At 60.2% G+C, this 12,375-nt stretch carries 8 protein-coding genes and 1 pseudogene; 5 read left to right on the forward strand and 4 right to left on the reverse strand.

Annotated elements, in window-relative coordinates; genetic code table 11:
• The first annotated feature begins 122 nt into the window (after nucleotides 1–122).
• Together D1223_RS15835 and D1223_RS15840 are read left to right on the forward strand one after the other, a co-directional pair.
• The gene (locus D1223_RS15835; protein WP_233353206.1) at nucleotides 123–1,967 is read left to right on the forward strand and encodes an autotransporter assembly complex protein TamA; all 1,845 of its coding nucleotides are present in this window, start codon (nucleotides 123–125) and stop codon (nucleotides 1,965–1,967) included.
• The gene (locus D1223_RS15840; RefSeq protein ID WP_119377414.1) at nucleotides 1,967–6,259 is read left to right on the forward strand and encodes a translocation/assembly module TamB domain-containing protein; all 4,293 of its coding nucleotides are present in this window, start codon (nucleotides 1,967–1,969) and stop codon (nucleotides 6,257–6,259) included. The genes D1223_RS15835 and D1223_RS15840 overlap by 1 nt, the downstream gene beginning before the upstream one ends.
• A gap of 12 nt (nucleotides 6,260–6,271) precedes the next feature.
• Here the strand turns inward: D1223_RS15840 and D1223_RS15845 are convergent, their stop codons facing one another.
• The 3 genes from D1223_RS15845 to D1223_RS15855 form a co-directional block, all read right to left on the reverse strand.
• Nucleotides 6,272–7,474 (reverse strand): acyl-CoA dehydrogenase family protein, encoded by a 1,203-nt coding sequence (locus D1223_RS15845; RefSeq protein WP_119377415.1) that lies wholly within the window; start codon nucleotides 7,472–7,474, stop codon nucleotides 6,272–6,274.
• 208 nt (nucleotides 7,475–7,682) lie between these two features.
• Complete coding sequence (locus tag D1223_RS15850) at nucleotides 7,683–8,624, reverse strand: nucleotidyl transferase AbiEii/AbiGii toxin family protein (RefSeq protein WP_119377416.1); 942 nt, start codon at nucleotides 8,622–8,624, stop codon at nucleotides 7,683–7,685.
• Complete coding sequence (locus tag D1223_RS15855; protein ID WP_084394437.1) at nucleotides 8,621–9,214, reverse strand: hypothetical protein; 594 nt, start codon at nucleotides 9,212–9,214, stop codon at nucleotides 8,621–8,623. The genes D1223_RS15850 and D1223_RS15855 overlap by 4 nt, the downstream gene beginning before the upstream one ends.
• 173 nt (nucleotides 9,215–9,387) lie before the next feature.
• Between D1223_RS15855 and D1223_RS15860 the strand changes: the two genes are divergently transcribed.
• Nucleotides 9,388–10,736 (forward strand): IS3 family transposase gene (locus D1223_RS15860; protein ID WP_112073798.1). Its coding sequence is split into 2 segments (ribosomal slippage): nucleotides 9,388–9,721 and nucleotides 9,721–10,736, totalling 1,350 coding nucleotides; the frame shifts between segments, so codons are not numbered across the junction.
• A gap of 73 nt (nucleotides 10,737–10,809) precedes the next feature.
• Here D1223_RS15860 and D1223_RS15865 read toward each other — a convergent pair.
• A pseudogene (locus tag D1223_RS15865) lies at nucleotides 10,810–11,055 on the reverse strand (MerR family transcriptional regulator); the annotation flags it as partial.
• Nucleotides 11,056–11,192: 137 nt separating this feature from the next.
• Between D1223_RS15865 and D1223_RS15870 the strand changes: the two are divergent.
• A complete protein-coding gene (locus D1223_RS15870; protein ID WP_084391393.1) occupies nucleotides 11,193–11,852 on the forward strand; it encodes a cation diffusion facilitator family transporter in 660 nt (219 codons plus the stop codon).
• Nucleotides 11,849–12,352, forward strand: coding sequence for a signal peptidase II (gene lspA, locus D1223_RS15875; protein WP_084391394.1), 504 nt, complete (start codon nucleotides 11,849–11,851; stop codon nucleotides 12,350–12,352). The genes D1223_RS15870 and lspA overlap by 4 nt, the downstream gene beginning before the upstream one ends.
• Nucleotides 12,353–12,375 lie beyond the last annotated feature (23 nt).

Raw genomic sequence — 12,375 nt, forward strand, 5'->3', positions numbered from 1 at the left:
CGGTGCCTCACTGCTGATAATGCAGGCGAAACACGCGTGGGCGCCTTACATTTGCAGCGTCCTTTCGCAACGCCGGACTGGAAAAGGCGTTGTTGGAGGGCAGGTTCGGTTTGAAGTAGAGAATGGCCGGTCCGGGTGCATCCGATCTCGTGCAGATTTTGCATGAGACAACACGGATGTGCCAGCACGGCTCGAAGTGGATGACGATACGCACAACAGTCCTTGTCGCTGCTGTGACGTTGCTGGCATTGCCAGCAGCGGCTGCGCCCGTGCAGGTGCAATTCGTCGGCGACGACGCCAGCGACGAGGTCATGTCGCAAGTGCGCAGCGCCATGCCGGACGAAAGCAGTCCGACCACGGTTCTTGAAGCCCGCCGACAAGGCCGCCGCGCCGTCAGCGCAGCCCGCAAGACACTGAACAGCCTTGGCCATTACGCCCCCCGGATCGACCTTGGGATCGAAAGCAGCGAGCCGCCTTCAGCCCAGTTGAGGATCGATCCCGGCCCGCGTTTTTCGCTCGGTCCGGTCGCCGTGGATTTCAACGGCTCACCCCCACTTGAAGCGATTGCCACCGATATCCGTGCAGACCTGCCGGTGAGCCAGGGCCAGCCTGCCATTCCGGCCCGGGTCCTCGATGCGGAGCGCTGGATCGTCTCCCAACTGCGCGAACAGGGGTATCCCTATGCCGAGATTCGCGAAAAGCGCGTCATCGGAGACCGGGAAGCCGAAACAATCGAGGTAACCTATCTGGTCCGCTCGGGTCCGCGCGTGCGCATCGGCGAGACGATCCTGCCCGAGCATGAGATGGTCACCAAGGCGACGTACCTGGAACGCTTGATCCCCTATAAAGCTGGCGAGATCTACAGTCCGGGCAAGCTCTCCTCCTTCAACACACGCCTGGTCGAAACGCGTCTGTTCCGCGTGGCGCGTGCGTCCCTCGCTGATGAGCCGAGCGCGATCGACGAAGATGGCACCGAAACGCGAGACGTGATCGTGACCGTCGCTGAGCGCCAGCGCAATACGATCGCCCTGGGGACAAGCTATTCCACCGCCGAAGGCTACGGCCTGCAGGCGGAGTACGCCCGCCGCAACCTCAGCCGGCGTGGCGACTCGCTGATTACCAGCCTGACCCTGGCCGAGCTTGAACAGTCGCTCAACGTCCTCTGGCGCCGTCCGAACGAATTCGGTTATGGCCGCGGGCTCGTCCTGAATGGCGGCCTGATTGCCGAAACGACCGACGCCTATGAGCGCGAAGCCGTAATGCTCGGCGCGAGTTTCGAAGTCGCCAGAAGCACCGACTTCACCTATTCCTATGGCGTCAATGCCGAGTTGGTGCGCGAGCAGGACGAGCTGGGCGAACGCGACCTTCAGATTTTCTCTGTCTTCACCGATGCGCGCCTCGACAAGAGCGACAGCGTACTGGACCCACGCGAAGGCTGGCGGATCAATGGCCGGGTAGAGCCGAGCTATACCTTTGGCGACGAGTCCAATCCCTATGTGCGCTCGGTCGGTCAGGTCAGCGCTTATGTTCCTTTCGACGAGGACAAGCGTTTTGTCCTCGCCGGACGATTCAAGGCGGGCGCCGTGCTCGGTGCGAACGCGGCCGACATTCCGGTGGACGACCGTTTCTATTCCGGCGGCGGCGGCAGCGTTCGGGGTTTTGCCTACCAGGCGATTGGCCCGCGCGGAGCGGACAACACGCCGCTGGGCGGCAAGTCGGTCGTCGAGGCATCGCTGGAAGCACGCTATGCCTGGCGAAAGAACATAGGCCTCGTGGCCTTCGTTGATGCCGGCAGCGTTTCAACCGACGAGTTCTCCAATTTCGACGACGCGAAGTTCGGCGCCGGTATCGGGCTTCGCTACAACACGCCTGCAGGTCCGATCCGTCTGGATATCGCGGCCCCGCTCAACCCGTCGGACTTCGATGACCCGGTCCAGATCTACATCTCATTCGGGCAGGCCTTCTGATGAGCGACGAGACCGCCCCCACCAAGGACAGAAAGCGCAGGCCCATCCTGAAATGGAGCCTGATCGCCCTTGGCGCGCTGCTTGGCCTTGTGCTGGCCTTCCTGCTCGCCCTGCGCTTTGCTGCACAATCGGAGTTCGGCCGCCAGTTTGTCGAGAAACGTATCGAAGCCGCCGATCCCTCCGGCCAGGATATCGAACTCGAAGGCCTTTCCGGGGACCTGCTCGGCACGTTCAGGATCAGGCGTCTGTCAGTTTCTGATGATGAAGGCGTGTGGCTGGTCGCCGAGAATGTCCTGGCGGACTGGAAACCACTCGCCCTGCGCAAGCGAGCCCTGCTTGTCGAAACGCTGGAAGCTGATCTTATCCATGTCCAGCGGCGCCCGCACATTGTCTCCAGCGGATCATCATCCGACGGCGGTGGGTCGATGCCGCTACGTGCTGGCGAGCTGGACAAGCTGCGGATCGGTGAATTGCGCACCGAGGCCGGTGTCCTGCCGCGCGCGCTCAGCCTCGAAATCAATGGCCAGGGCCGAGTCGGCCAGGATGGCGGCAACACAAAACTCTCTGTCCTGCCGACCGAGGGAGACGGGGATACGCTGACTGCGGACCTGACCTGGTCGCACGATCTGCGCCTGCAGGGCACGCTGGACCTGGACGGACCGGCCGGAGGACTGTTCGCATCCCTCGCCCGGCTTGAGCCCGGCCAATCCATCGCTGCGCAGCTGACCGCGAATGGCACGCGCGACGACTGGTCGGGCGATGCGAGGATCACAATCGATGATGAACCGGCGATCACGGCAGACGCTGGCACCCAGGAGGACGCGATTGCGTTTGACCTGGTCGCCTATCCCGGCCGCCATCCGCTTGCCCGCGCGATTTCGAACACGCTCGGCGATACGCTGACAATTGAAGGCAGCCTGCTCAGAGATGAGGAGGACCGCGCCTTGCTGGACCTCACTGCCAGTGCCGAGGGCCTGAAGCTGCGCGCCCAGGCTGGCCCGCCCCAGGACGGCGCCTACAGCGCCGATGTACAGCTGACCGTCGACGAGCCAACACGTTATGCCGGGCGCGAAAGCATCAAGGTCGACCGGGCCCTACTGGACGGCGTCTTGGTCTATGGCGACGGCGCGGCCCGGTTCGAGGGCAATATCGAGGCGACGGGCGTCGATGTGCCGTCCTTCGAAGCCGATATGGTGTCAGGTCCTCTGAGCGCGGTTTACGACAGGCCCACCGTTCTCATCCGCTCCACGCTATCCGGCGAGAGCGCCGTCCTTCCGGGCGTCGCGGGGCGGGTTGCCGGCGCGCAGCCAACGCTCAAGCTGAACGCGCTGTACAGCCTCGAAAACCGCTCGCTCGACCTGCGCGAGACCATTGTCAACGGCAAGGCCGGCCGGGTGAGCGCTGCGGGCACGCTGCGGTTCAGCCCGGCCTTCACGGCAAATCTTGCCGGGAGTTTTTCCATCGATGGCGCCGCCGCCAATCTCGCAAGACCGGTCAAGCTGAATGGCCAGTTCAAGGCGGACCGGGCTGGCCCCGGACGCACAGGTTTCTCGCTGAACTCGCAGCTGACCCGGTTTGGCTCCCTGCCAACGCCGCTCAACCAGTGGAGCGACGGAACGGCCCGTATTTCCGCGCGCGGGGCGTTCGCCGGCGGCGGCGTGCAACTGTCTGCCTTTTCGCTGCGCTCGGGCACGCTGCGGCTCGATGGTGCCGGCCAGCTGAGCGGAGGCGTCCTCTCAGCCGATGCCGACCTGAGTGCGGGCGAGGCCAGTTTCGCCGGGCTGCGGCTGGAGAGCGTGAGCGGGCGTACAAGCCTCAACGGTCCGTTCTCGGACCTCGCCTTCGACACCCGCCTCACGGCGCCTTCTCTGGCGAACTCCAGTATCCGGTTCAGCAATATCAGCCTGCTGGCCGACGGGCGCTATGGCCAAGGAAAGCTGTCAGCCGATGCAGAGCTGGAGTCGGAGACCTCCAACAATGGACCGATATCGCTATCGACCGCCTTCTCGCTCGACGGTGCCCGCTGGCAAGTCAGCGGGTTTGAAGGCCAGTGGGGCGAACTTGAAGCCGTTGCGAACCTGTCGGGACGCGGTGGCAGGATTGGGGAGATTCGCGGCGAGCTGGCCCTTAGCGGGGACCTGCCACCGGGCCTGCCGGCACGGTCTGTATCCGCCGATGCGCAAATCGCCGGCGAACAGCTGGTCCTCGATGCCTCGCTCCAGACCGTTGCCTTCGGGCCGACAGAAGCTGATGCCTTCGTTCTGCGCGCCAACGGGACACCGGACGATATCGACTTTGTCGCCGAGCTCGAGGGCAGTACCAGGATTGATGCGCTGAGCTATGAGACAGCTTTCAACATGGACGGCAAGCTGAGCGGACTGACAAGCGGACAACTCGATCTTACAACGTCCCTGTCGGCCGTTCTTGGCGATATCGGACTGACCACGCAGGATCCGATCCGGTATACGCAATATGACGATGGTTTCGAAGCCAGCGCCCGCTTCGCCGCACTCGGCGGAACGCTCAGCCCCAATGTGACTACACGCGGCGAGACGGCCATCCGCCTGAACGGGGAAAATCTCAAGATTGCGCCACTGCTCATCATTGCAGGCCGCCCCGGCCTGGATGGCACCCTAAATATCGATGTTGCCTTCGACGAGGTGGACGGCGGTCTTGCCGGGCCGTTCAGCGCAGAACTGATATCGGTCGGCCGCCCTGATTCTCAGCTTCCACCGATCGACCTCATCCTTTCCGGAGATCTGCACCCGACCGAACTCGTGACGGATATTCGTGCGGGCGACAATGAGAGCCTGGAAGCGGCGTGGGATTTCACCATCCCGGTACGGACGATGCCGGCAGCACCGCTCATCCAGCTGCAGGACAATGCTGAGATTCCCTTTCAGGCGTCCGTCAATGGCCAGATCGAAGCCGTTTCTGCACTGATCGTTCCGCCGAACATGCTGCTGCGCGGCATCGTGGACCTCGAAATGTCGGGCCGCCTGCCGGACCTCAATGAAAGCTTCACCGGTTCTCTCGCCTTCTCCGACGGCCAGTTTGAGCATGGCGACCTCGGCATGGTGCTCAATCAGATCGATGCAGCCGCGAAGCTCGGCGGCGGCACGGTCGATCTGACAAGCCTCAGCGCCAAAGGCCGTTCAGGCGGTACGCTGACCGGCAGCGGCACGATGGCTGTCGATGGGTCCGCGCAAAGCGATGTCAGCATCGAAGCGCGCCAGCTTGTCGTGACTGAACGGCGCGAGGGACGCGCTACCGTCAGCGGCACGATGCAGCTGCGCCAGCAGCCAGATCTCCTGGAGATCATCGGCGATCTCACCGTCGACAAAGGCGAGATCAATATCGAGAATCTGCCGACCGGCGGCCCGCCAACCCTGGACGTCAATTTCTCCGAGCCGGTCGCACCGGCCGATGAGGAAGAAGACGAGGCGGCTACCCGGCTCGATATCCAGCTCACAGCGCCCGGCCGGATCGACGTGCGCGGGCGCGGCGTCAATGCTGAGCTGTCCATGGACGCAGAGATCCGCGGTTCGCTGGGCAAGCCCGTCATTACCGGGTCGGCGTCGATTGTTCGCGGACGTTTCGACCTGATCGGCAAGCGCTTCCAGTTTGCCGACAGCACCGTACGGCTGTCGCCCGATATCGGCGCATCCCCGCTCGATATTTCCGCCACACATGAGACGCGCGACGATATCACCGCAATTCTCAACGTGGACGGCACGATCAACCGTCCGGAAGTCTCCCTTACATCAGATCCGGCCCTGCCCGAGGACGAGGTGCTCTCGCGGGTCCTCTTCGGGCGTTCCCCGACCCAGCTGAGCGGGCTCGAGGCCGCCCGGCTTGCGGCCGCGCTGGCACAGCTGTCGGGTGGCGGCGGGTTTGACCTGCTGGGCGGCCTCGAACGCGCGCTCGGCCTCGATACGTTCGATGTCGGCTCCGGCACGAATGGCGACGTGCAGGTGACGAGCGGCAAGTATCTGACGGAAGACGTCTATCTTGAAGTCCGCTCGGGCGCGACGGGCGCGCCCGGCGTCGCGATCGAGTGGGAACCGGTCACAAATATCGAAGTCGAAGCGGCGACCAGTACTGAAGATGGCCAGCATATCTCCATCCAGTGGAAGCGCGATTTCGATGACGGTGTCTTCCCCGGCATTTCGGGCAATACGACCGGGCCGGGCAACGGGACGGACAGCCCTCCGGACGCCCAAAGCGATCAGCCCTCACAGCCTGAGGGCGAGGGACAGGAAGACGCAAAGCAAAGCGACCGCGAGGAATGACCGCGCCGCCTCTCAGAGCTGCGAGGTATCGGTGGGCTGGTTCATGAACAGCCGGCCGGCGAGTTCATAGGTCTGCTGCTTGACCATCATGTGCAGGGTTGCGACGTGCACGTCACGAAAGCGGCGCTGGATGGGAGATGTCCGGTAAACGGCCGTTCCGCCTGCCAGTTCATAGATGAGGTCGACCGATTGTTTGGCCGACTCGACAGCGCTGGTCGTCGCCAGCCTGAGATCCCGCTTGAGCGCAACAGGGACGGCGCCAGACTGCGCTTCGTACCAGGCCGCATCGATCGCCTCATGCAGGAAGGCGCGGCCCTGGCGCAAATAGGCCTCAGCGCGCGCGACATCCCGGTGTGTGGAGGACTTTTCCGCCAGCGGGCTGCGTGAGCCTGCCGGGACCTTGCCGACTGCAAGCTCATAGATGTCGTCGAGCGCGCCGCGCGCAGCGCCAAGTGCCACAGCGCCAATCCCGATGGCAAGCATGCCGAAGGCCGGGAAACGGAAAATCGGCGCGTCGCTGCGGGCCGTGCCGAGCCCTCGGACAATCCTGTCTTCGGGAACAAAGGCATCGCTGACCTCGAAATCCGTCGATCCGGTTCCCTGCAATCCGGTCACTGTCCAGGTATCGATGAAGGTCAGCTGGTCTGCGGCGAAGATTGCCGAAAGATGCTGCGGACGGCCTTTCTCATCAGGCACGATCTTCCCGCTTTCGTCCGCAAGGAAGCACCCCGCACTGATCCAGTGCGCATTCTGCGAACCAGACCCCCAGGCCCAGCGGCCATTGACGACATAGCCGTCAACGCCCTCGTGGAGCGTCGGGGTGGCAAGGCCTATAGGGGCAAAGATGCCGGCCGCGATCACACCGGGCTCTTGCAGCAGCCGCTGTACCGCCTGCGTATTCGCGAAAGACATACTGTAGGCGGCCGTCGTTGCAATGAAGGCGCACCAAGCCGCCGAGGCATCGGCGCGCGCGAGCGTCTCGATTGTTTGGGCATAGTCGAGCGGCGACGCGCCGGCACCGCCCCATTCGGGCGGGTTGCACATGGCATAGAAGCCGTCTGCGGCCAGCCGGTCGGCTATATCCTGCGGGAGCTTGCGCCCCTGCTCGATTTCGTCGGCGCGGCTGGAAAGTTCGTCGTACCAGTTGGAGGCTCGTTCCAGCAGGACTTGCTCCGTAACTGTTTCCTTGAGGTCTGTCTCTCCATCTGCAGGCATCGCAACAGCGCTCCTTGTTATCACTCAGGCAACTGGCGTGAGCCTAGCACAGGGGCGTGAGGTGTGTCCGGCATTTCCGGCAAAAGAAAACGCCCCTGGCCGAAGCCAGGGGCGCTATTGGGTGCGGGAGGGCGCACCCAACAAAAGAGTAAGCTAGTAATTCCTTTTATTTCAGAGGGTTAGAGGTTTCCCTGCGAGCAACGATCATTCAAAGTTCCGGCAGGCGCCGGCTGATGCGTGCCAGAATATCGTCAAAGAGTGCAGGCTCCCTGTAGTAAAGCGCTCGTGACTTCGCATAAGCGTCCGCGTACGCCTTTCGCGTTTCTGCGTCGCTCAACAGAAAGGCTTCGTTCCTGGTGAGGTCCGGTTCATCTGCCTTGCGGAACCTTTTGGCCTTGTGGTCCTTGTACGCGTCTGTTCCGATGAACTCTTTCACTGAGGCGTCAGCGAGCAGGCAGTACACGTCATAATAGTGGCGCATGAAATTGATAGGCATGTCGCCGTCCGCCTGCTGCTTTCGGAATTTCGTTGAGATGGTCTGGAGCTTTTCGACAAAAGTATAGCCCGGCTCATAGCAAGGCACATCGACCGCGCGGGTGTCGGTCAGGTCTGCAATCCCACTCTCGACTGCAAGTTCGTAAGCCCAGGACGAAATCGTACATGGCCGGTTCGGCGCCACCTGGTCGAACCCGACTTCGAGCAGGATGCCTGCCTTCAGCCCTTCTGGCAGTGGATTCACCGACTCATACTTCAATCGAATGCCTGCGCCGCGATAGTGGCGTGTGTCGTCGAACTCTTCGTCGCGGACCACTTCGATAATGCCAGGAATTTTGATGGCTTCGGCCAGACCGTTGAAGAATTCGAGACGCGCCTTTACCTGCGCAGGCTTGTTGTGGTTTGGGCCATACTGGAGGTCGGTCTCTGGGTGGATCAGGATGTCGATGTCTTCCGAAAAACGGTCGATGAGGCCGTATCCCTTTGACAGCGAAGTTCCGCCTTTCAGCTCAAACTTATAGTCAAGCTGCTGCAGTCCCCAGAGGCAGTGCATCAACCAGTAGTCTTTTTCGATGAGGCCCGGATCGATAGTGTTGTTTCGCGCAGCAACAGCGATGAGGTCGGCAAAATCAGGCAGTGCGTGCAGGAGGGTCACGCGGCGGTTGCCTGATCAGGGTTCAATACAGGCTTGAGGAGCCTTGCAGCCCGCGCCGATCCGAAATCCTTCACCGCACGTGACAGTCGCGCGCGGTCCATACGTCGCGCACGCCTAAGTGCCTTGGGAAGCACTGCTGCCTTTTCCTCGGGAAGCCGATCGAGGTTGTGCAACAGATCCACCAGGAGGAATTCTTCGCTGAGGTTTGAAGGAACAGAGGTCCGCATGCGGAAGTCATAGCGTCGGCCATCCAGCTCGAAATGGCCGTGCCGTTTGCGATTATAAACTACCGGCTCATTGTAGAGCTGCGTCGTTCCCAATTCGAGGCTGTTATAGGCGTTTGGCGAAACCATAAGAAACCGGTCATCCCCCAGGAATGACTCAACCAGCTTCTCCGGCTTGGCGGGTGCCTGCCCGAACCGAGTTTTCTTCGGAGCCATATAGAGCCCTGCCCCAACCTTTTCGAGGCGTCCTTCGTCAAGCAGCTGTCCAACATGTCGATCGACAGCGTTTGACCAGGTCGCAAGCTCCTTGCGCCGGTACACCTGTCCGGGGCGCAATTTCCTTTTTAGTTTTGCAAGCGCGGTCATGTTCTGTCTCCATCACCCACAATATAGGGGTCATGCTCCATATTATGCAACATTTCTTATTAAAAAGTCATGCACAACAAAGACAATTGTCCCCCGTCAGCGACCATGAGACAGATCGGGAAAATTGCTTAAGGAGGATTTCTGGCACATCGTAGCCCGCCAAGGGGACGAAGATGAGACAGAAATCCGGGCCGGAGGGATCGGCCGAAAAACATGTGAAGGAAATCCGCCGCAAGACCCGGCGTAAATTCTCCGCCGAAGAGAAGATCCGCATCGTACTGGAAGGCCTGCGCGGCGAGTATTCGATTGCCGAACTGTGTCGGCGTGAGGGGATCGCTCAGGGGCTGTACTACACCTGGTCGAAGGAGTTTCTCGAAGCTGGCAAGAAGCGCTTGTCGGGCGACACGGAGCGGCAGGCGACATCCGGCGAGGTGAGTGGCCTGAAGCGTGAGATGCGCGATCTGAAGGAGGTCGTTGCCGACCTGACGCTGGAAAACCGCATCCTCAAAAAAAGCGTGATCGGGGATGGGGAGGATATCGAATGAGATACCCCGCGTCCGAGAAGCTGGAGATCATCCGGCTGGTGGAGCAATCGCATCAGCCCGTGAAAAGAACGCTGGAACAGATCGGCGTGTCACGTCCGACCTTCTATCGCTGGTATGACCTTTACCGGCGGTTCGGTGAAGCCGGGCTTGAGGATCGGCGCGGCGGCTCTGGCCGGGTCTGGAACCGCATCCCGAATGAGGTGCGTCAGCAGGTGCTGGAAATGGCGCTCGACCGGCCGGACCTTTCTCCCCGCGAACTGGCCGTGACGTTCACGGACGAGAAGCGCTACTTCGTCTCGGAAGCCAGTGTTTACAGGCTTTTGAGGGCGCACGACCTGATTACCAGCCCGGCCTTCATCGTGATGAAAGCGGCCGATGAGTTCAGGGAGAAAACCACCGCGCCCAACCAGCTCTGGCAGACCGACTTCACCTATCTGAAAGTGATCGGCTGGGGATGGTTCTACCTCTCCACCGTGTTGGACGACTTCTCCCGTTACATCATCGCCTGGAAGCTCTGCTCGGGCATGGCGGCGAGCGATGTGCAGGACACGCTGAACCTGGCGCTTGAAGCTTCCGGACTCGATGAAGTGAATGTGGTTCATCGCCCGAGACTACTCTCAGACAACGGACCGTCTTACATCTCTGGCGATCTGGCTGAGTATCTTGCCGACAAAGGCATGCAGCATACGCGCGGCGCGCCGTATCATCCCCAGACGCAAGGAAAGATCGAGCGCTGGCATCAGACGCTGAAGAACCGCATCCTGTTGGAAAACTACTTCCTGCCCGGAGACCTTGAAGCGCAGATCGATGCGTTCGTCGGTTACTACAACCATCAGCGCTATCACGAGAGCCTGAACAATCTCACTCCGGCAGATGTCTATACGGGCCGCGGCCAGACCATCCTGCTCGAACGTGAGAAAATCAAAAGGAGGACGATGAAACTACGGCGCTTGCAGCACGCCCAATCCGCTGCTTAACTCAAACCAGATGCGCCAGACCCTCCTTAAGTCAGGCAGCCTGAAGTCTCAAATTACCTGACGACGGACACAGGCAATCTGCATTAGGAGTCAATTGAAGGTCAATGAGTTCCCTAATGGCTTCGATTGGAAAGCCGAGATCACGGCATTGCCGAATAAAGAGCAGCCTATTGGACGACGCTTCGTCATAAACTCGCTGTCCACCTGATGTGCGTCCCGGTTCAGGGAGCAGTCCGATAGACTCATAATACCGTATTGTCGTGATTTTTACCCCGGAGAGTTTTGATAACTGCCCAATTGAACGGTTTTGGTCTGGCATTTCATTTTTCCCCTTGAACCTATAGCAGCTATAGGGTGCAACGAACTAAATCAATGAATGAAACAGACAAGTTTGACGGTCGTAACGCCGTTCCATGAAGCTGTTTTCGCTCAAATGTTAGGAGGAGAGGATAGGCTATGGCGGATGATGATTGCTGCGGAGTTGATGAAGAACAGATCCGTTCACCCGGTTATCGCCGAGCCCTATGGATCGTTGTTGCCTTGAATGTGGGCTACGGCGTCATAGAGCTTTTCGGGGGCTTCATGGCCAATTCTCAGGCGCTGAAAGCAGATGCCCTCGATTTTTTAGGCGACGGGTCGATCACATTTCTCGGGCTACTTGCGATCGGTTGGTCGCTGGCCTGGCGGGCGCGGTCTGCATTCATTCAAGGCATCTTTCTCGGCCTGCTCGGGCTTTGGGTGCTCGCCTCTACCGTTCTCAAGACCCTCACGGACACACCTGTTGAAGCCGGCTTAATGGGACTTTTCGCGTTAGTTGCCTTGATCGTGAATCTCATCGCTGTCCTGCCTTTGCTGCCTTATCGCGACGGTGACGCCAATATGCGCGCTGTGTGGCTTTTTTCACGCAATGATGCGATCGGCAATGTGGCTGTTATCATCGCCGCAGGTCTGGTTGCCTTGACGTCTACTCGCTGGCCCGACCTCATCGTGGCCTTCCTGATTGCGGCTTTGTTTCTTCATTCGGCGTGGAACATTTTGCGCGATGCGCGTCGCGATCTAAGTGTCGTCACGTCCCGCAAGACAGACCCGTTGGCGAGTGAGGCAAACCCAGAATGACGCAGCACGTTCGTTGGCTGGGAACCTCTATCGCGGTAGTGATCCTGATCGCCGACCTATCCACAAAAGCCACTATGATACCCTATTTGACCGAGTCCGGCGGCTTGGTTGAGCTGCTCCCGTTTGTAGATTTGAGACTGGGGTATAATCGCGGCGTCAGCTTCGGTCTGCTAAGTTCAAACAGCGAGTGGGCGCCATGGGCACTGGCTTTCATCGCGTTCATCGTGTCTGCTTATTTGGCGATGCGGTTGTGGCGCGCCACGTATAAGCATGATGCAATCTGGGCCGGATTGATCATCGGCGGCGCTCTGGGCAACGCCATTGACCGTCTGATTGACGGCGTTGTTACAGATTTCATTGATATTCATGTTTTAGGATTTCACTGGCCAACCTTCAATCTCGCTGACATCGCCATTGTTCTTGGTTTAGCAATAGTGATGTTGAAAGGTATGAGACCTTCAGAGAAACAGATAGTTGCAAATCAAGATACTATCGGTTGAATAGGTTGGGTGAGCGCTCATAT

The sequence above is a fragment of the Henriciella mobilis genome (assembly GCF_003576285.1).
Classification (GTDB): Bacteria; Pseudomonadota; Alphaproteobacteria; order Caulobacterales; family Hyphomonadaceae; genus Henriciella; species Henriciella mobilis.